The organism is Streptomyces clavuligerus, from assembly GCF_005519465.1.
In the GTDB taxonomy this organism is placed as follows: domain Bacteria; phylum Actinomycetota; class Actinomycetes; order Streptomycetales; family Streptomycetaceae; genus Streptomyces; species Streptomyces clavuligerus.
In genome coordinates this window covers 1,398,085-1,417,107 of record NZ_CP027858.1, presented here as the reverse complement: position 1 = coordinate 1,417,107, position 19,023 = coordinate 1,398,085, and the positions used below count along the sequence as shown (strand labels likewise).

Sequence of the window (19,023 nt, the reverse complement as noted above, 5' to 3'; positions counted from 1 at the left end):
AGACGATGTGCTGACGACAAGCGCGGTGCCGTAATCTCGACAGTTGAGCCCGGCGATGCCGGGAACTCGATCCACACCTTGGGGTTGCACAGCTGATGACCGCGATTTCTCTCGGTATGCCTTCCGTTCCGACCAAGCTCGCCGACCGGCGGGTCAGCCGGAAGATCCAGGTAGGGTCGGTGGCGGTGGGAGGTGACGCGCCCGTATCCGTCCAGTCGATGACCACGACCAGGACGTCCGACATCGGCGCGACCCTCCAGCAGATCGCCGAGCTGACCGCGTCCGGCTGCCAGATCGTCCGGGTCGCCTGCCCCACCCAGGACGACGCGGACGCGCTCGCCACCATCGCGCGCAAGTCGCAGATCCCGGTGATCGCGGACATCCACTTCCAGCCCAAGTACGTCTTCGCCGCCATCGACGCGGGCTGCGCGGCCGTCCGGGTCAACCCGGGCAACATCAAGCAGTTCGACGACAAGGTCAAGGAGATCGCGAAGGCGGCCTCCGCCTCCGGCACCCCCATCCGGATCGGCGTCAACGCCGGATCGCTCGACGCGCGGCTGCTGAAGAAGTACGGCAAGGCCACCCCCGAGGCCCTGGTCGAGTCCGCCCTGTGGGAGGCGTCCCTCTTCGAGGAGCACGGCTTCCAGGACATCAAGATCTCGGTCAAGCACAACGACCCCGTCGTGATGGTCAACGCCTACCGGCAGCTCGCCGCGCAGTGCGACTACCCCCTCCACCTCGGCGTCACCGAGGCCGGGCCCGCCTTCCAGGGCACCATCAAGTCCGCCGTCGCCTTCGGCGCGCTGCTGAGCGAGGGCATCGGCGACACCATCCGGGTCTCCCTCTCCGCCCCGCCCGCCGAAGAGGTCAAGGTCGGCATCCAGATCCTGGAGTCCCTGAACCTGCGCCAGCGGCGTCTGGAGATCGTCTCCTGCCCGTCCTGCGGCCGGGCCCAGGTCGACGTCTACAAGCTCGCCGACGAGGTCACCGCCGGTCTGGAGGGCATGGAGGTCCCGCTCCGGGTCGCCGTCATGGGCTGTGTCGTCAACGGCCCCGGCGAGGCCCGCGAGGCCGACCTCGGCGTCGCCTCCGGCAACGGCAAGGGCCAGATCTTCGTCAAGGGCGAGGTCATCAAGACCGTCCCCGAGGCGAAGATCGTGGAGACCCTGATCGAAGAGGCGATGAAGATCGCCGAAGAGATGGAGAAGGCCGGAGTGATGTCCGGTGAGCCCCAGGTCAGCATCGGCTGACCGGGCCCGCGCCCGTCGCCGCCCCTTCCCGGGCAGCCGGGAGGACCCCGCACCCACCGAGGGAGAGATCCCCGCAGAGCAGGTGAAATCGGCCCCGCCACGCCCCCCGCGTGCGCGGGGCCGATCGCTGCACTCGGCACCGGACCCACCCGCCGGGTACAGTGCGGAAATCAGCAGATGGTAGGTGAGGCCCCCTCGTGTTGACGCAGACCACCACCCGGGTCCTCGAACCCGGCGACCTCGGCGCGGCGCTCGCCGTCCTGGAGAGCGACCCGGTCACGAACGCCTTTGTCACGGCCAGGGTCCGGGTCGCCGGACTCGACCCCTGGCGGCTCGGCGGCGAGATGTGGGGCTGGTACACCGAGGGCCGGCTGCGGTCCCTGTGCTACTCCGGCGCCAACCTCGTCCCCATCTGCGCCACGCCCGAGGCCGTCCGCTCCTTCGCCGACCGCGCCCGCAGAGCGGGCCGCCGCTGCTCCTCGATCGTCGGCCCCGCCGAACCCACCGCCCGGCTGTGGCGGCTGCTCGAACCGAGCTGGGGCCCCGCCCGGGACATCCGCCCCCGGCAGCCGCTGATGGTCGCCGACCGGCTCCCCGACGGCATCGAACCCGACCCCTACGTCCGCCGGATCCGCAAGGACGAGATGGACGTGATCATGCCCGCCTGCGTGGCCATGTTCACCGAGGAGGTCGGCGTCTCGCCCATGGCCGGGGACGGCGGACTGCTCTACCAGGCCAGGATCGCCGAACTGGTCGGCGCGGGCCGCTCCTTCGCCCGGATCGACAACGGACGGGTGATCTTCAAGGCCGAGATCGGCGCCGCCACCGACCAGGCATGCCAGATCCAGGGCGTCTGGGTCGACCCCGCCCACCGGGGCCAGGGCCTCTCCGTCTCCGGAATGGCCGCCGTGCTGCGCTACGCCCTCGCCGACGTCGCCCCCGTGGCCAGCCTCTACGTCAACGACTACAACACCGCGGCGCGCGCCACCTACCGGCGGGTCGGCTTCCAGGAGGTCGGCGCGTTCATGAGCGTGCTCTTCTGAAGCGTGCTCTTCTGAGCGGCGGGCCGCGACGGTGGCCGGAGCCGTCGCTTCCGCCGGGCCCGCGACCCGGTGCCGCCGGAACCCGATGTACGGTTCTGGTCACAGCCGGTGCCGAGTAGGGTTCCCGCATGGCAGCACTCCCCGCAGTCGTGATCGAGCCCGTCGATCTCGCCACCCGGCTCGACGAGGCCCTGACCGTGCAGGCCCTGGCCTTCGGCCTGTCCGCCGACGAGGTCGAGGTGCGCCGCCCCATCGTCCACCGGCACCTCCTCCAGCCCGGTGCCCGCGCCCTCGGCGCACTGGCCCCGCCCGGCAACCTCGTCGGTTTCGTCTACGGCATGCCCAACGACCGGCGGCACTGGTGGTCCACCGTGGTCGAGTCCCCGCTGCGGCGCGGCGGCAACGACGGCTGGCTCGACGACGCCTTCGTCATCACCGAACTCCATGTCCACCCCGCCTTCCAGGCCCGGGGCATCGGCCGGAGCCTGATCACCGCCATCACCGACACCGCCGACGAGCCCCGTTCCATCCTCTCCGCCGTCGACACCGAGTCCCCCGCCCGCAGGCTCTACCGCTCCCTCGGCTACCAGGACCTCGCCCGCCGGGTGCTCTTCCCGAGCACGATCAGTCCCTACGCCGTGATGGGCGCCCCACTGCCGCTCCGGCGCGGCAACTGATTTCCACCCGGGAGCGCCCCCGGCTAACCTCCTGACACATCACCTTTTCTTGACGCAGGAGAAACCCCATGGCAGCCCAGGTCCAGCGCATGTCCCGCCTCATGGTCAAGACCTTGCGCGACGACCCCGCGGACGCCGAGACGCTGAGCCACAAGCTGCTGGTCCGCGCCGGATATGTGCGGCGCAACGCGGCCGGTATCTGGTCCTGGCTGCCGCTCGGCAAGAAGGTGCTGGAGAACGTCACCCGTGTGGTCCGCGAGGAGATGGACGCGATCGGCGCGCAGGAGGTCCTGCTCCCGGCCCTCCTCCCCAAGGAGCCGTACGAGATCACCGGCCGCTGGGACGAGTACGGCGCCGAACTGTTCCGGCTCAAGGACCGCAAGGGGGCCGAATACCTGCTCGGCCCCACCCACGAGGAGATCTTCACCCAGCTGGTGAAGGACCAGTGCTCGTCCTACAAGGACCTGCCGGTGATCCTCTACCAGATCCAGACGAAGTACCGCGACGAGGCGCGCCCCCGCTCGGGCATCCTGCGCGGCCGTGAGTTCCAGATGAAGGACTCCTACTCCTTCGACACCACGGACGAGGGACTGGCCGAGTCCTACGCGCTGCACCGCGAGGCATACATCCGGATCTTCCGGCGGCTCGGCCTCGACCACCGGATCGTCTCGGCGGTCTCCGGCGCGATGGGCGGCTCGGCCTCCGAGGAGTTCCTCGCCCCCGCCGCCGCCGGTGAGGACACCTTCGTCCACTGCCCGTCCTGCGACTACGCGGCCAACACGGAGGCCGTGACCTACGTCGCCGCCGCCCCCGAGGCCGTGGACCACCCCGCCGTGGAACTGCTGGACACCCCGGACACGCCCACCATCGAGACCCTCGCCGAGCACCTGGGCGTCCCCGCGTCCGCCACCCTCAAGAACCTTCTGGTGAAGGTCGACGGGGAGATCGTCGCCGTGGGTGTGCCGGGCGACCGCGAGGTGGACCTCGGCAAGCTGGCCGACCATCTGGCCCCCGCCCAGGTGGAACTGGTCACCGCCGAGGACTTCACCGGCCGCCCCGACCTGGTCCGCGGCTATGTCGGCCCGCAGGGCCTGGACAAGGTCCGCTACCTCGCCGACCCCCGGATCGCCGCCGGAACCTCCTGGATCACCGGCGCCAACGAGGAGGGCAAGCACGCCCGCCATGTCGTCGCGGGCCGTGACTTCGAGATCGACGCATACGTGGACGTCGTGGTCGTCGAGGACGGCGACCCCTGCCCGAAGTGCGGTACCGGCCTCAAGCTGGACCGCGCCATCGAGATCGGCCACATCTTCCAGCTCGGCCGGAAGTACGCGGACGCCTTCCAGCTCGACGTCCTCGGCCAGAACGGCAAGCCCACCCGGGTGACGATGGGCTCGTACGGCATCGGTGTCTCCCGTGCCGTGGCCGCCCTCGCCGAGCAGACCGCCGACGAGAAGGGGCTGTGCTGGCCCGCCGAGATCGCCCCCGCCGACGTCCATGTCGTCGCCGCGGGCAAGGCCGTCCAGATCGAACTCGCGCTGGAGGTCGCCGACCAACTCGCCGCCGCCGGACTGCGGGTCCTGGTCGACGAGCGCCCCGGCGTCTCGCCCGGCGTCAAGTTCACCGACGCCGAGCTGATCGGCGTGCCGACGATCCTCGTGGCCGGACGGCGCTCCGCCGAGGGCGTCGTCGAACTGAAGGACCGCCGCACCGGAGAGCGCGAGGAACTGCCCGTCGCCGAGGCGGTCGCCCGGCTGCGCGGCGTCTGAATTCTTCTGTGGCTCCCCCTTTTTTGTGGCTCGGTTCGCCTCCGGGGTGCTGAAGCGTGCGCCGACGGTCGACCGTGCTCGGCCGCTCGTTCCTCACGGCCTGCGCGCGCTCTCCACTTTCGGCACCCGCGGCACCCCTTCGGCTCACCCGCCGCAGGGCCGAGGCAAACGCCCGGCCCAAGGGACAGGGGCCCGCTCTCCGTTCCCGGCGGCCGCGCGCCCCTGCGGCTCACCCGCTGCGGGGCGGAGGCAGACGTCCACCCCAAGGGGCGGGGGCGCGCTCTCCGCTTTCGGCAGCCACGTGCCCCTTCGGCTCACTCGCCGCAGGGTCAAGGCAAACGCCCGGCCCAAGGGGCGAAGGCAAACGCCTGTGCAGGGACGGGGGGCGTGTGCTCCGCTTTCGGTAGCCGCGCGCCCTTCGGCCCACCCGCCCCGGGGCGGAGGCAGACGTCCAGCCCAGGAGACGGGGGCCCGCTCTCCGCTTTCGGCACCCGCGGCGCCCCTGCGGCTCACTCGCCGCGGGGTCGAGGTAAACGCCTGGCCAAGGAGACAGGGGCCCGCTCTCCGCTCCCGGCGGCCACGCACCCCCACGGCCCACGCGCCGCAGGGCTGAGGTAAACGCCCGTGCGGGGACGGGGGCGCGTGATCCGCTTTCGGCGGCCGCGTGCCCCTTCGGCCCACCCGCCCCGGGGGAACCGTCCCGGGGCGGGGTGATCGTCCACGCGCGCACGGGGTGCGGGGCCATCGTCCAGCCCCGCGGAGAGGCGGAGGTGCGCCCCTTCGGCTCACTCGCCCGCAGGGCGGAGGCACGGGGCGGGGGCTCACCCGCCCGGGGGTGAGGGCGATGGCTCAGCCCCGGCGACGCACACAGAGCGCCCCCGCCCCCGGCGAACGAGCCGGGGGCGGGGGCGCTCCTCGTGGGGGCGCTCGCCGGGTGCTGCCCCGGGGCGCTCAGGCGCACTCGGTGGCGCCCGGAAGTGTTCGGGAGCGCTCGGCCGCTCAGAGCCAGGAGGCGAACTCCAGCGAGGACTCCGCCTCCCGGACGCGGCCCGCGGCGAGGGCCCGCGTGCCCGACTCGACCGCCCGGAACAGCGCCCAGCCGCGCAGCCGGGCCGGGTCGATCTCCAAGGAGTCCGCGAGCCTGTTCACCCGGCGACGGGCCGCCGAGGGCCCCGACGAGGCGGCCACCAGATCCTCCGCGCGGTCGCGGACCAGCCGGGCGAGGTCGTAGGCGCGCTCGCCGACGACGGGCCGGGGACCGACCGTGAGCCAGGGGACCCGGTCGGCGGCCAGCACCTTGCCCTGGCGGAAGGAACCGTGGAGCAGCAGAGCCTCGGGGGCGTCCTCGGTCAGCCGCGCCCGGGCGTCGAGGGCTGCCGTCGCCAGCGGGTCGTCCAGGGCGCGCAGCGCGAGGGCCTGCCGGGCGGTCCGGTCCGCGACGGTCTCGAAGGGATGCCCGGCCGGGGGCGGCACCCACAGCCGCCGTACGGTCGCCGCCGCCTCCAGAAGGGCCTTCGCCTCGGGCAGCGAACGCAGGGAGACCTCCGGGTGCAGCCGCTCCAGGAGCAGCGCGTCCCCGGCGGCGGGCGCCTCGGGCGCGTCGAGCAGGCGTACCGCGAAGCGGCCGTCCCAGTGGGCCAGTGCCGCCCGCTCCTGCGCGGCGGCGCCGCCCGGCGGGATCAGCTTCAGCGCCGCCGGGGTGCCGTCGCCGAGCCGGACCAGGACGATCAGACTGCCGCGTCCGCCGGGGGCCACCACCCGTTCGGCGTCGAGACCGAGCCGGGCCACCGTCTCCTCGGCGATGGCGGGCAGCCGGTCGAGCCAGTCGCGCAGACCCTCCCGGCCGCCGTCCTCACCGAGCGCCCGCACCAGACGCCGGGGCGCTTCAAAACCCATGCGCGAACAGCCACCCTCTCCGATGTCTTCCTGTGTGCTCCGTGTCGTCCACGGTGTCCGTGCCCGCCCCGGCGCCCACCCTCTCCAGGCGTCCGCGCCGGAACCACGGAACCCGCTGAAATTACTCGAATTCCCAGGAATATCGAAATGCCGGATATCGCGTGATGGCCGGGTCGGTACGGGTCAGTATCGGCCGGTGCTGCTCACCGCTGGTGCGCGCCCTGCCGTTCCCCGGACATCCGGCCGGATGTCATCGGTCGCCCGTGCGTTCGGCGAGTCCGGGAAAGGCTACGCCGCTGCCGCGCCAGCGCGCCGACCGCACCGCCGCCTCCCGCAGCGCCGCCGCGGCCTCCCGCCGCAGCGGGCCCTCGGCGGCGCGGACCAGATCGGAGTAGACGCCCGCCACCCGGTCCTCCAGGAGGGCCGCCAGCCGCACCGCCGCCGCCGGGTCCTCCGTGGCGAAGGGCAGCTCGTAGCCGGGCGCCGCCGCCACCGGATCGGCGCCCAGCCCGCGCACCGTCCGCGCCAGCGCGTCCCGGCGGGCGCGGTGGGCCTCGTACGCGGCCCGCGCGTCGGCCCGGCGCTCCTGCCCGGCCCGGGCGCCGACGACCCCGTACCCGTAGACCGCGGCGTGTTCGGCCGCGAGCGCGGCGTGGACGGCCGTGATCACCGCGTCGTCGGCCCGCGTGCTCCGGCCGCTTTGCCCCGTGGCCGGAACCCGGCCCGTCGTTCCTGTCGTTCCCGCCGTGGTCGTCGTCACCGGCCGCCCTCCGTCAGCAGATACGCGTGGGCCGCGCCCGCCGCCGCGAGCGACGCCAGCAGCCGGGCCAGCTCGGGTTCCGCCGTCAGCAGCGCGGCCGTGCGCGCGTCGGCGGTGGTGCGTTCGGCGGCGGCGAGCGCGTCCAGGGCGCCCGCCGGGTCCTCCGGCACCGCCATCGGGGCGGGGGAACGATCACCGTCCGCCCCGGCGTGCGCGCCGCCGCGCCCCGCGTCCGCCGGGGCACCCGCGCGCTCCGGCGCGGGTGCCAGCGCCGTGACATGGGCGGCGACCGAGGCCCGCAGTGGACTCAGCCGTTCGCCGAGCCCCGGATGGCGGTCGAGTGTCGCGTCGTACCGGTCGCGCAGCTCCCGGCTCGCCGCGGCCTGCCGCCGCCGCAGCCGGGCCCCGGCCCGTTCCCGTTCCGCCGCCTCCTCCGCGCTCCCGGGGGAGCATCCGGCCACGGCGCCCGCCGCCAGCGCACCCGTCGCCGCGAGCACACCTCTGCGTGTCGTCCCGGTGCGCCCCACGCGTGTCTCCCTCGGCCGTCGGTGATCATCGCCGCAGGCGAGCGTACCCGCGGGCACGGCCCGGGTGGACGGCAACACCCTGTGGGACCGGATACCCTTTGAGGCGACGCACGACGATCCCACAACAGCACACGCGGCCGAGGAGTCACCCGGATGAGCACCACCCAGAGCGAGAGGCTGCGCGAGCTCCTTGAACCGCTCGTCACCGCCGCCGGCCTGGATCTGGAAGAGATCGAGCTCGCCCGCGCGGGCCGCCGCCGCCAGCTGAGGATCGTCGTGGACTCCGAGGACGGAGCCACCCTGGACGCCTGTGCCGAGCTGAGCCGCGCGATCTCCCAGAAGCTGGACGAGAGCGACGCGATGGGAGAGGACGAGTACGTCCTCGAAGTCAGCTCCCCCGGTGCCGACCGCCCCCTGACCGAGCACCGCCACTACGTCCGTGCCACCGGCCGGCTGGTGAAGCTCCACCTCGCCGACGGCGGCGAGCTGGTGGCCCGTGTCCTGACCGTGGACGACGAGGGGCTCGATCTGGAGGTTCCCGGGGTCAAGGGCCGCAAGCCCACGGCCCGGCGGGTCACCTTCGCGGACATCGCGAAGGCCCGGGTGGAGATCGAGTTCAACCGCAAGGACACGAAGGAAGAGGAGGCGTAGCCATGGATATCGACGTGAAGCTCCTGAAGGGCTTGGCACAGGAGAAGGAGATCCCCTTCGACCTGCTGGTCGAGGCGATCGAGTCGGCCCTCCTCATCGCGTACCACCGCACCGAGGGCAGCCGCCGCCACGCGCGCGCGGAGCTGAGCCGCCAGACCGGGCATGTGACGGTGTGGGCCGAGGAGGACCCGGCCGACCTGGAGGAGGGGCAGGAGCCCAAGGAGTTCGACGACACCCCGTCGGACTTCGGCCGGATCGCCGCCACCACCGCCCGCCAGGTCATCCAGCAGCGGCTGCGGGACGCCGAGAACGACGTCACCTTCGGCGAGTACGCCCGCCGTGAGGGCGATGTGGTCTCCGGCCAGGTGCAGCAGGGCAAGGACCCCAAGAACGTCCTCGTCAAGCTGGACGACAAGCTGGAGGCGATCCTGCCGGTGCAGGAGCAGGTCCCCGGCGAGGAGTACCCCCACGGGCTGCGGCTGCGGACGTATGTCGTACGGGTCGCCAAGGGCGTGCGCGGACCGTCCGTGACCCTCTCGCGCACCCACCCCAACCTGGTGAAGAAGCTCTTCGCGCTGGAGGTCCCCGAGATCGCGGACGGCAGCGTGGAGATCGCGGCGATCGCCCGTGAGGCCGGTCACCGCACCAAGATCGCCGTGCGCTCCACCCGTTCCGGACTGAACGCCAAGGGCGCGTGCATCGGCCCCATGGGCGGCCGGGTCCGCAATGTGATGGCCGAGCTGCACGGCGAGAAGATCGACATCGTGGACTGGTCGGACGACCCGGCCGAGATGGTCGCGAACGCGCTCTCCCCGGCCCGGGTCAGCAAGGTCGAGGTCGTGGACCTCGGCGCCCGCTCCGCCCGGGTGACCGTCCCCGACTACCAGCTCTCGCTCGCCATCGGCAAGGAGGGGCAGAACGCGCGGCTCGCCGCCCGGCTCACCGGCTGGCGCATCGACATCCGCCCCGACACCGAGCCGGGCACGGACACCGAGCCCCGGCAGGACTGAGCCCGGGGACCCGGCCCAGGACCGGGCCCGGGGGTTCCGCGGCCCGGTGTGTCCCGGGCCGGGGAGTGACCGGTGCCCGGACCGGGAAAACCGGTGGAAGAAAACGGCCGCGTGCGGTGTTCTGGCATGGACGACGTGTCATCGGGGCCGACCGAGACCGATGATCTCCGGGCGTCCAGGGACACACCGGGCGCGACGGGGATCACCGCCGGAGCAGGCCGGGCCCCCATCGGGGGCCGCAGCCGGATTCGGACAACGAGTGTTCGATTCTTGCCCCGTAGGGGTGAGGTCGGCGCGGGGAGGTAGACTTAATCGTGTCTGGCCGGACGCATGCCTGCGCACGCCCTGAGCGCACCTGTGTGGGATGCCGGGAGCGGGCGGCCAAAGCGGATTTGCTGCGCATCGTGGCGGTCGGGGGTGACTGTGTCCCCGACGATCGCGGTACGCTGCCCGGCCGGGGTGCCTATGTGCACCCCGTCGAGGTCTGTCTCGATCTGGCAGTACGACGCCGTGCGTTTCCCCGCGCCCTCAGGGCCGAGGGGCCACTCGACACGGCCGCAGTGCGCCGGGTTCTTCAGACCCCGCAGATCCCGCAGTGAAGAAGTACGGCACGGAACCCCGTGCGGTCAGGTACCTCGCGAGTTGGAAGTAGGTCGAGATTGCGATGAGCACTCGATGAGTACGCGATGAGTACGCCCATGAAGTAGCGACGGTCCGGCGGTAACCCGGACCTCAAAGGAGCGAAGTGGCTAAGGTCCGGGTATACGAACTCGCCAAGGAGTTCGGTGTGGAGAGCAAGGTCGTCATGGCCAAGCTCCAGGAACTCGGTGAATTCGTCCGTTCGGCTTCCTCGACGATCGAGGCGCCGGTGGTACGCAAGTTGACTGACGCGTTGCAGGGGTCCGGCTCCGCCGGAAAGCCCGCAGCGAAGCCCGGTGCGCCCCGCAAGGCGGCGCCCACCCCCGCCGCCCCCCGTCCGGGCGGCCCTGTCCCCGGCGCGCCCTCCCCGGCCGCGCCCAAGCCCGGTGCGCCCAAGCCCGGTGCACCGGCCCCCCGGCCGGCCGCCCCGAGCGCCCCGGTCGGCGGTGCGCCCGCGAGCGCGCCCTCCCCGGGCCCGCGTCCGGGTCCCAAGCCCGCCCCCGCGCGTCCCGCGGCCCCGGTGCCTCCGGCGGAGTTCTCCGCTCCGGCGGCTGCCCAGCCCGCGGCCCCGCAGGCCCCGCGCCCCGCCGCCCCCGGTCCGCGCCCCGGCGCCCGTCCGGGTGCCCCCGGCGGCCAGCGTGACGGCGGTCAGCGTGACGGCGGTCAGCGCCCCGGCGGCGACCGTCCGGCGCGTCCGGCCCAGGGCGGTCAGCGCCCCGGCGGCAACCGCCCGGCGGGTCCCCGCCCGGGCAACAACCCCTTCACCTCCGGTGGCTCCACCGGCATGGCGCGCCCGCAGTCCCCGCGTCCGGGCGCTCCGCGTCCCGGCGGTGCCCCCGGCGCCCCGCGTCCCCAGGCCGGTCCCGGCGGCGCTCCGCGTCCCCAGGCCCCGCAGGGCGGCGCTCCCCGTCCCACCCCCGGCTCGATGCCGCGTCCGCAGGCCCCCCGCCCCGGCGGCGGCCCCGCGGGCAACCGCCCGAACCCGGGCATGATGCCGCAGCGTCCCGCTGCCGGACCGCGTCCCGGTCCCGGTGCGGGCGGGCGTCCCGGCGGCGGCCCCGGCGGCCGTCCGGGCGGCGGCGGTGGCGGCGGCGGTCGTCCCGGCTTCGCCGGTCGTCCCGGCGGTCCCGGTGGCGGCGGTGGCGGTCGTCCCGGCGGTGGCGGCGGCGGCTTCGCCGGTCGTCCCGGCGGCGGTGGCCCCGGTGGCGGCGGCGGTGGCTTCGGCGGCCGTCCCGGCTTCGGTGGCCGTCCCGGCGGCCCCGGTGGCCGCGGTGGCACACAGGGCGCCTTCGGCCGTCCCGGCGGCCCGGCCCGTCGTGGCCGCAAGTCGAAGCGGCAGCGGCGCCAGGAGTACGAGGCCATGCAGGCCCCGTCGGTCGGCGGCGTGATGCTGCCCCGCGGCAACGGCGACACCATTCGCCTGTCGCGCGGTGCCTCGCTCACCGACTTCGCGGAGAAGATCGGCGCCAACCCGGCGTCGCTCGTCGCGGTCATGATGAACCTCGGCGAGATGGTCACGGCCACGCAGTCCGTCTCCGACGAGACGCTCCAGCTCCTCGGCGACGAGATGAACTACACGGTTCAGATCGTCAGCCCGGAGGAGGAGGACCGCGAGCTGCTGGAGTCCTTCGACATCGAGTTCGGCGAGGACGAGGGCGGCGACGAGGCCCTGGTCTCCCGTCCGCCGGTCGTCACCGTCATGGGTCACGTCGACCACGGAAAGACCCGACTGCTCGACGCGATCCGCAAGACGAACGTCGTCGCGGGCGAGGCCGGTGGCATCACCCAGCACATCGGTGCCTACCAGGTCGCGACCGAGGTCAACGGCGAGGACCGCCGGATCACCTTCATCGACACCCCGGGTCACGAGGCGTTCACCGCCATGCGTGCCCGCGGTGCCAAGTCGACCGACATCGCGATCCTCGTAGTGGCGGCCAACGACGGTGTGATGCCCCAGACGATCGAGGCGCTGAACCACGCCAAGGCGGCCGAGGTGCCGATCGTGGTCGCGGTCAACAAGATCGACGTCGAGGGTGCCGACCCGACCAAGGTCCGCGGTCAGCTCACCGAGTTCGGCCTGGTGGCCGAGGAGTACGGCGGCGACACCATGTTCGTCGACATCTCCGCCAAGCAGGGTCTGCACATCCAGGACCTGCTGGAGGCCGTCGTCCTCACCGCCGACGCCTCGCTCGACCTGCGGGCCAACCCGGAGCAGGACGCGCAGGGCATCGCGATCGAGTCCCACCTCGACCGCGGTCGCGGCGCCGTCTCGACCGTCCTGGTCCAGCGCGGAACGCTGCGCATCGGTGACACGATGGTCGTCGGCGACGCCTACGGCCGTGTCCGCGCCATGCTCGACGACAAGGGCGAGAACGTGGAAGAGGCGGGTCCGTCGACCCCGGTCCTCGTCCTCGGTCTGACCAACGTCCCCGGCGCCGGTGACAACTTCCTCGTCGTCGACGAGGACCGCACCGCCCGCCAGATCGCCGAGAAGCGCGCCGCCCGTGAGCGCAACGCCGCGTTCGCCAAGCGCACCCGCCGGGTCTCCATCGAGGACCTGGACAAGGTGCTCAAGGCGGGCGAGGTCCAGCAGCTCAACCTCATCATCAAGGGCGACGCGTCCGGTTCGGTCGAGGCCCTGGAGTCCTCGCTGCTCCAGCTCAACGTGGGCGAGGAGGTCGACATCCGGGTCCTGCACCGCGGCGTCGGCGAGGTCACCGAGTCCGACATCAACCTGGCCATGGGCTCCGACGCCATCGTCATCGGCTTCAACGTCCGCGCGGCCGGCCGTGCCTCGCAGATGGCGGAGCGCGAGGGTGTCGAGGTCCGGTACTACTCGGTGATCTACCAGGCCATCGAGGAGATCGAGGCGGCCCTCAAGGGCATGCTCAAGCCCGAGTACGAAGAGGTCGAGCTGGGTACGGCGGAGATCCGCGAGGTCTTCCGCTCCTCCAAGCTGGGCAACATCGCCGGTGTGCTCATCCGCTCCGGCGAGGTCAAGCGGAACACCAAGGCCCGTCTCATCCGCGACGGCAAGGTGGTCGCCGAGAACCTCAACATCGAGGGCCTGCGCCGCTTCAAGGACGACGTCACCGAGATTCGCGAAGGCTTCGAGGGCGGTATCAACCTCGGAAACTACAACGACATCAAGATCGACGACGTCATCGCGACCTACGAGATGCGCGAGAAGCCGCGCGGCTGATCACGCACCGTACCGGCCGCAGGGAACCGCACACCGCGTGCGGTTCCCCGCGGCCCGCGAAGGACAGCGCCCGGGGCCGGTCGGCGGGGATATTTCCGTCGAACGGCCCCGGCCCTGCGTGTACGGTTCAGATGTTCCTGCCAAGCGCTGGCAGGCGTCATGAACCCGAACCGGCGGGACATCCGGGTACACCTATGTATGTGGGGACGCTCTCCTTCGATCTGCTTCTCGGCGACGTACGGTCGCTCAAGGAGAAGCGCTCCGTGGTCCGTCCGATCATCGCCGAGCTGCACCGCAAATACGCGGTCAGCGTCGCGGAGACCGGGGACCAGAACCTCCACCGCAGGGCCGAGATCGGCCTCGCGGTGGTCTCGGGTGACACAGGGCACCTCACAGAAGTGCTGGACCGGTGCGAGCGCCTTGTCGCCGGCCGACCCGAGGTGGAACTGCTGTCGGTTCGACGCAGGCTCCACAGCGACGAAGACTGATGGCAAGGCAAGCAGCAGGAAATAAGGAGAAGGACCAGTGGCCGACAACGCGCGGGCGAAGAAACTGGCGGACCTCATCAGGGAGGTGGTCGCCGAGAAGCTACAGCGCGGCATCAAGGACCCGCGGCTCGGCACCCATGTGACCATCACGGACACCCGGGTCACCGGCGATCTGCGGGAGGCCACGGTCTTCTACACGGTCTACGGTGACGACGAGGCCCGGGCCAGCGCCGCCGCCGGGCTCCAGAGCGCCAAGGGCGTGCTGCGCTCCGCGGTCGGGGCCGCCGCCGGGACCAAGTTCACCCCGACGCTCACGTTCGTGGCGGACGCCCTCCCGGAGAACGCCCGGAACATCGAGGACCTCCTCGACCAGGCACGGGCCTCCGACGCCCGGGTGCGCGAGGTCTCCTCGGGCGCCGCGTACGCGGGGGAGGCGGACCCGTACCGCAAGCCCGAGGACGAGGACGAAGCCTCCGAATGACACAGCGGCCCACCCCGCCCGACGGCCTCGTCATCGTCGACAAGCCGTCGGGCTTCACCTCGCACGACGTCGTCGCCAAGATGCGCGGCATCGCCAGGACGCGCCGCGTCGGCCATGCGGGGACACTCGACCCCATGGCCACCGGTGTGCTGGTGCTCGGCGTCGAGCGTGCGACCAAGCTCCTCGGGCACCTCGCCCTCACGGAGAAGGAGTACCTCGGCACCATCCGGCTCGGTCAGACGACCGTCACCGATGACGCCGAGGGCGAGATCACCGCGTCCGCCGACGCCTCCGCGGTCACCCGCCAGGCCGTCGACACGGGCGTGGCCGCCCTCACCGGCGCGATCATGCAGGTCCCGTCCAAGGTCAGCGCCATCAAGATCGACGGCAAGCGGTCCTACGCCCGGGTCCGCGGCGGCGAGGAGTTCGAGATCCCGGCCCGCCCGGTCACCGTCTCCTCCTTCCGCGTCTACGACATGCGCGAGGACCGCGCCGAGGACGGCACCCCGGTCATGGACCTGGTGGTCTCCGTCGTCTGCTCCTCCGGCACATACATCCGTGCCCTCGCCCGTGACCTCGGCGCCGCGCTGGGCGTCGGCGGGCATCTCACGGCGCTGCGCCGCACCCGGGTCGGCCCGTACGGCCTGGACGCGGCCAGGACGCTCGACCAGCTCCAGGAGGAGCTGGCCGTGATGCCGATCGCCGAGGCCGCAGCGGCGGCGTTCCCCCGCTGGGACGTGGACGAGCGGCGCGCCCGGCTGCTGGTGAACGGTGTACGGCTGGACATGCCCGCGTACGAGGCCGAACCGGTCGCCGTCTTCGGGCCGGAGGAGCGATTCCTCGCCCTGGTGAAGGAGGAGCGCGGCAAGGCCAAGAGCCTCGCCGTGTTCGTCTGACGTACGCCCGGGGCGGGGCGGTCGATCGGCTCGACGACCGCCCCGCGCCCGTGTTCGCCCTCGCCGGTGCCCCGGCACGCGTGTCCCCGGCACCGGTCCCGGCCCCGGTGGGACCGCGCGCGATCCGCGGACTCCGGACGGGGCGCATGACACGTGACGCACCGGCTCTTGGAGCGAACCGAGGCGCACCCGGAGGCGCTTTCCCCGGGCCGTCTTCAGCGGTCGGTCAGCGCCGCCCCGCCGCCGTGGACAGAGGACGCCCGTACCCCTCTGCGGTCCCACCGGGACCGGATGCGTCGCCGATCGGCCGGGGACGGTCGTCACCGGTCACGGGAGTGCCGACGGGCTGATCCGGGTGGTGCCGCACGCGCCGGGAGAACGGGTCTGCCGTGCCGCGGCCGACGCCATCGTGCCGCTGTCCCGCTCCGGCCTCGCCCTCGCCTCGTGGGCACCCAGGGCCTCGCGGTACCGCCCGTCCCGTCAGCGCCCGGCGGCGCATCGTGCCCGGCACCCGGCTGCGGCTGTCCCCGCGCGGCTGGAGCGAGGCCCGCGCGCTCGGCTCCGCCCTGGCCACCCACCCCGAGCCCGTACGCGTCGCCCTCCGGCCCCGGATCGCCGAGGACGCGGGTGCCGGGGACGTGCCGCGCGCCCCCGCCGGGGTCACCGTGCCCGCGCCCGTCTGCCGGGCCGCCGTGCTCGTCGCCGAGTACGTGCGGCGGCACCCGGAGGGCGCACCGCCCGCCGCCGTCTTCGCCGATCGCCGCCAGAGCGGTTCTGTTCCCGCTGGTCAGCGGTCTGCTCCGGGAGGTCCCCCGGGGTGTGCCCGGCCTTCGCCGCCGCTGTGGCCACGCCGGTCAGCGCCCCCTCCCGGCCGCTGCGGGCCGAACGGCTCACCGCCCTCGTCGATGTGTGCGGACGGCACCTCGCCTCCCCCCTGGACAGCCCGGCCACCCCGGGTGGCGGGAGGCGTACCTTCTGCGGGCCGCCGCCCTCGGCCACGGGGCCGCCCGCCCGACGAGCCCCGCGCACCGTTGCGCCGTACCGCGCGGGTCCTCACCCGTACCCGTGACGCACCGCCCGCCTCCGGCGGCGGCTGCTCGCGCTCGCGGGGGAGTGCCCCGGCTTCGGCGAACTCGCCGCCGACCGGCCGCCCGAGGATTCGGGCGGGGAACCCGCGCCGCCCGCCGCCATGGCCGCCCGGGCGCCCGGCCCCCGGGGGGCCGATGCCGATGCCGACCGACGGCCCGGGGCATGGCAGTCTTAGACCTGCACAGTCGGCAGTTCGCCGACAGCCGCCACAGCGGCATTCGGTACACGGGTTCGGGCGAGGAGCGGTCACAGTGCAGCGCTGGCGTGGCTTGGAGGACATCCCCCAGGACTGGGGACGCAGCGTCGTCACCATCGGCTCCTACGACGGGGTGCACCGCGGGCACCAGCTCATCATCGGGCGGGCGGTGGAGCGCGCCCGTGAGCTGTCGGTGCCGTCCGTCGTCGTCACCTTCGACCCGCACCCCAGCGAGGTCGTGCGCCCCGGCAGCCACCCGCCGCTGCTGGCGCCGCACCACCGCCGCGCCGAGCTGATGGCCGAGCTGGGGGTGGACGCGGTACTGATCCTCCCGTTCACCGCCGGGTTCTCGCAGCTTTCGCCCGCGGACTTCATCGTCAAGGTCCTCGTCGACAAGCTGCACGCGTGCCTCGTCGTCGAGGGCCCCAACTTCCGCTTCGGCCACCGCGCCGCGGGCACCGTGGACTTCCTCGCCGAGCTGGGCACGTCCTACGACTACGCGGTGGAGGTCGTCGACCTCTATGTCTCCGGCGCCGCGGGCGGCGGACAGCCGTTCTCGTCCACCCTGACCCGCCGCCTGGTCGCCCAGGGCGATGTCGCGGGCGCGGCCGAGATCCTGGGCCGTCCGCACCGTGTCGAGGGCATCGTCGTCCGGGGCGCGCAGCGCGGCCGTGAACTGGGTTACCCGACGGCGAACGTCGAAACCCTTCCGCACACGGCGATTCCGGCGGACGGCGTCTACGCGGGCTGGCTGACGGCCGACGGCGAGCGCATGCCCGCGGCGATCTCGGTCGGTACCAACCCGCAGTTCGACGGCACCGAGCGGACGGTGGAGGCGTACGCCATCGACCGGGTCGGGCTGGATCTGTACGGGCTGCACGTGGCCGTGGACTTCCTCGCCTATGTCCGGGGGCAGCAGAAGTTCGCCTCCGTGGACGAGCTGCTCGTCGCGATGGCCGACGACGTCAAACAGTGCCGTGAGCTGACCGCGGGCCACTGACGGCCCCCTGTCCCGGGCCTTGGTCCCGCCGCGCCCGCCCCGGCCGCCGCGCCGCTGACGCGTCCGCCGGCGCGCCCGCTGCGGCTCCGTACGGCCAGGGAGCGGCGTCACAGCGGCGTCTGTCCGCCCGGAGGCGGGGTCCGGCTGGGGCGGTATCTCCGCCCGCGGTGGAGCGGCGCAGGCGCAGGCGGAGGAGGGGAGTCCCCGTGGTGGAGCACGTCCCCTCGCTGTGCCGGGACCGCCCCCACCCGTGCCGCCAGGCCCAGGGGGAGTGCCGCGCCGGGGCACGCCGGACGGACGGTCGTGGCGACCGGCCTAGGCGGTCTGGGCGCCAATCCCGGCCCAGTGGCACGCCACCCCCGCGCCCGGCAGCACCGTCAGCGCCTCCGTACGGCAGCGGTCCGCGACCCCCGCCCGTTCCGCCTCGCCCGAGGCCAGCACCTGGCAACGGGCGTGGAAGCGGCAGCCGCCGGGAATCCGGGCCGGGTCCGGCGGCTCTCCCGTCAGCACCACCGGTGCCTCCCGTGACTCCGGCAGCACCGACAGCAGGGCCCTGGTGTACGGGTGCCGGGGCGCCGTGAGCACGTCCTCCACCGTGCCGCACTCCACGATCCGGCCCAGGTACATCACGGCCACCCGGTCCGCCATGTTCCACGCCAGCCCCAGATCGTGGGTGACGACCAGCGCGGACAGGCCGAGTTCGTCCCGCAGCCGCAGCAGCAGCGCCAGGATCTCCCCGCGCACCGAGGCGTCGAGCGAGGCCACCGGCTCGTCCGCGACGATCAGCCGGGGGCCGAGGGCCAGCGCCCCGGCGATCACGACGCGCTGGAGCTGTCCGCCCGACAGCTCGTGCGGACAGCGCAGCAGAAACCGCTCGGGCGGCCGGAGCCCCGCCTGGGACAGAGCCTCGGCCACCGCGGCGCGCTCGTCCCCGCCGACCCGGTGGATCCGCAGCCCCTCGGCGACGGCGTCGTACACCGTGTGCCGGGGGTTGAGCGCCCCGCGCGGGTCCTGGAGCACGAGCTGCACCTGCCGCCGGTACGCCTTGAGGCCGCGCGCGGTGCGGTCGAGCGGGGCGCCGTCGAAGGCCACCTCGCCCCGCTCCGCGGGCACCAGCCCGAGCAGCGCCCGCGCCAGCGTGGTCTTGCCGCAGCCGGACTCGCCCACCAGCGCGACGATCTCGCCCCGCCCGATCTCCAGGTCGACCCCGTCGACAGCGTGCGCGGGCGGTCCGCCCCGCCGCCCGGGGAACGACACCCGGAGCCCGGCGGCCGTCAGCAGCGGACCCTCGCTCATCCGACCCCTCCTTCGCCACTGCCCTCGCCTCGGTCTCCGTCGCACGCTCCGGGGGGCGCGACCCGCACACACGCCACCCGATGCGCCGCGCGGTCCGCGGACACACCGTCCGCGGATGTGCCGTCCCCGGGACCGCCGTCGTCACCGCCCCCG

The 19,023-nt window shown here is 73.4% G+C and carries 16 protein-coding genes; 12 read left to right on the top strand and 4 right to left on the bottom strand.

The window, feature by feature from the left end:
• The first annotated feature begins 95 nt into the window (after positions 1 to 95).
• The 4 genes from ispG (at position 96) to CRV15_RS05585 (ending at position 4,739) form a co-directional block, all read left to right on the top strand.
• On the top strand, positions 96 to 1,250 hold the full coding sequence (gene ispG / locus CRV15_RS05600) for a flavodoxin-dependent (E)-4-hydroxy-3-methylbut-2-enyl-diphosphate synthase (protein WP_003957229.1): 1,155 nt from the start codon (positions 96 to 98) through the stop codon (positions 1,248 to 1,250).
• A 197-nt stretch (positions 1,251 to 1,447) separates the two neighbouring features.
• Positions 1,448 to 2,293, top strand: a complete 846-nt coding sequence (locus CRV15_RS05595) for a GNAT family N-acetyltransferase (RefSeq protein WP_003957230.1) — start codon at positions 1,448 to 1,450, stop codon at positions 2,291 to 2,293.
• Between the two features lie 128 nt (positions 2,294 to 2,421).
• The gene (locus tag CRV15_RS05590) at positions 2,422 to 2,970 is read left to right on the top strand and encodes a GNAT family N-acetyltransferase (RefSeq protein ID WP_003957231.1); all 549 of its coding nucleotides are present in this window, start codon (positions 2,422 to 2,424) and stop codon (positions 2,968 to 2,970) included.
• 68 nt (positions 2,971 to 3,038) lie between these two features.
• A complete protein-coding gene (locus tag CRV15_RS05585) occupies positions 3,039 to 4,739 on the top strand; it encodes a proline--tRNA ligase (protein ID WP_003957232.1) in 1,701 nt (566 codons plus the stop codon).
• Positions 4,740 to 5,738: 999 nt separating this feature from the next.
• On the opposite strand, the gene CRV15_RS05580 is transcribed toward CRV15_RS05585, so the two are convergent.
• The 3 genes from CRV15_RS05580 to CRV15_RS05570 form a co-directional block, all read right to left on the bottom strand.
• A complete protein-coding gene (locus tag CRV15_RS05580) occupies positions 5,739 to 6,635 on the bottom strand; it encodes an aminoglycoside phosphotransferase family protein (protein ID WP_003962046.1) in 897 nt (298 codons plus the stop codon).
• Between the two features lie 250 nt (positions 6,636 to 6,885).
• Entirely contained in the window at positions 6,886 to 7,305 is a 420-nt protein-coding gene (locus CRV15_RS05575) for a ferritin-like domain-containing protein (protein WP_009997698.1), read from the bottom strand.
• An 86-nt stretch (positions 7,306 to 7,391) separates the two neighbouring features.
• On the bottom strand, positions 7,392 to 7,922 hold the full coding sequence (locus CRV15_RS05570; protein ID WP_009997699.1) for a hypothetical protein: 531 nt from the start codon (positions 7,920 to 7,922) through the stop codon (positions 7,392 to 7,394).
• A 153-nt stretch (positions 7,923 to 8,075) separates the two neighbouring features.
• Between CRV15_RS05570 and rimP the strand changes: the two genes are divergently transcribed.
• The 8 genes from rimP to CRV15_RS05530 all read left to right on the top strand — a co-directional run bounded on the left by rimP (position 8,076) and on the right by CRV15_RS05530 (position 17,574).
• On the top strand, positions 8,076 to 8,573 hold the full coding sequence (gene rimP, locus CRV15_RS05565) for a ribosome maturation factor RimP (protein ID WP_003962048.1): 498 nt from the start codon (positions 8,076 to 8,078) through the stop codon (positions 8,571 to 8,573).
• Positions 8,574 to 8,575: 2 nt separating this feature from the next.
• Positions 8,576 to 9,583: a transcription termination factor NusA gene (nusA, locus tag CRV15_RS05560; RefSeq protein WP_003962049.1), complete on the top strand. Its 1,008-nt coding sequence runs from the start codon at positions 8,576 to 8,578 to the stop codon at positions 9,581 to 9,583.
• A 314-nt stretch (positions 9,584 to 9,897) separates the two neighbouring features.
• Positions 9,898 to 10,182, top strand: a complete 285-nt coding sequence (locus CRV15_RS05555; protein WP_003962050.1) for a YlxR family protein — start codon at positions 9,898 to 9,900, stop codon at positions 10,180 to 10,182.
• 146 nt (positions 10,183 to 10,328) lie between these two features.
• On the top strand, positions 10,329 to 13,424 hold the full coding sequence (gene infB, locus CRV15_RS05550) for a translation initiation factor IF-2 (protein WP_078566370.1): 3,096 nt from the start codon (positions 10,329 to 10,331) through the stop codon (positions 13,422 to 13,424).
• 194 nt (positions 13,425 to 13,618) lie between these two features.
• Positions 13,619 to 13,912, top strand: coding sequence for a DUF503 domain-containing protein (locus CRV15_RS05545; RefSeq protein ID WP_003962053.1), 294 nt, complete (start codon positions 13,619 to 13,621; stop codon positions 13,910 to 13,912).
• Positions 13,913 to 13,949: 37 nt separating this feature from the next.
• Positions 13,950 to 14,393 carry a 30S ribosome-binding factor RbfA gene (rbfA, locus tag CRV15_RS05540; RefSeq protein WP_003962054.1) on the top strand — a complete coding sequence of 148 codons (444 nt, stop codon included), beginning with the start codon at positions 13,950 to 13,952 and terminating at the stop codon, positions 14,391 to 14,393.
• Entirely contained in the window at positions 14,390 to 15,289 is a 900-nt protein-coding gene (gene truB, locus CRV15_RS05535) for a tRNA pseudouridine(55) synthase TruB (protein ID WP_003962055.1), read from the top strand. Before rbfA ends, truB begins: the two co-directional genes overlap by 4 nt.
• Before the next feature lie 1,340 nt (positions 15,290 to 16,629).
• The gene (locus CRV15_RS05530) at positions 16,630 to 17,574 is read left to right on the top strand and encodes a bifunctional riboflavin kinase/FAD synthetase (RefSeq protein WP_009997702.1); all 945 of its coding nucleotides are present in this window, start codon (positions 16,630 to 16,632) and stop codon (positions 17,572 to 17,574) included.
• 315 nt (positions 17,575 to 17,889) lie between these two features.
• Here the strand turns inward: CRV15_RS05530 and CRV15_RS05525 are convergent, their stop codons facing one another.
• Positions 17,890 to 18,870, bottom strand: a complete 981-nt coding sequence (locus tag CRV15_RS05525; RefSeq protein ID WP_003962057.1) for an ABC transporter ATP-binding protein — start codon at positions 18,868 to 18,870, stop codon at positions 17,890 to 17,892.
• Positions 18,871 to 19,023: the final 153 nt, after the last annotated feature.

Bases quoted from the DNA above. Each gene is read 5' to 3' on its own strand.
- ispG (WP_003957229.1), top strand. From the start codon at position 96: ATGACCGCGATTTCTCTCGGTATGCCTTCCGTTCCGACCAAGCTCGCC.
- CRV15_RS05590 (WP_003957231.1), top strand. From the start codon at position 2,422: ATGGCAGCACTCCCCGCAGTCGTGATCGAGCCCGTCGATCTCGCCACC.
- CRV15_RS05585 (WP_003957232.1), top strand. From the start codon at position 3,039: ATGGCAGCCCAGGTCCAGCGCATGTCCCGCCTCATGGTCAAGACCTTG.
- CRV15_RS05580 (WP_003962046.1), bottom strand. From the start codon at position 6,635: ATGGGTTTTGAAGCGCCCCGGCGTCTGGTGCGGGCGCTCGGTGAGGAC.
- rimP (WP_003962048.1), top strand. From the start codon at position 8,076: ATGAGCACCACCCAGAGCGAGAGGCTGCGCGAGCTCCTTGAACCGCTC.
- nusA (WP_003962049.1), top strand. From the start codon at position 8,576: ATGGATATCGACGTGAAGCTCCTGAAGGGCTTGGCACAGGAGAAGGAG.
- CRV15_RS05545 (WP_003962053.1), top strand. From the start codon at position 13,619: ATGTATGTGGGGACGCTCTCCTTCGATCTGCTTCTCGGCGACGTACGG.
- truB (WP_003962055.1), top strand. From the start codon at position 14,390: ATGACACAGCGGCCCACCCCGCCCGACGGCCTCGTCATCGTCGACAAG.
- CRV15_RS05525 (WP_003962057.1), bottom strand. From the start codon at position 18,870: ATGAGCGAGGGTCCGCTGCTGACGGCCGCCGGGCTCCGGGTGTCGTTC.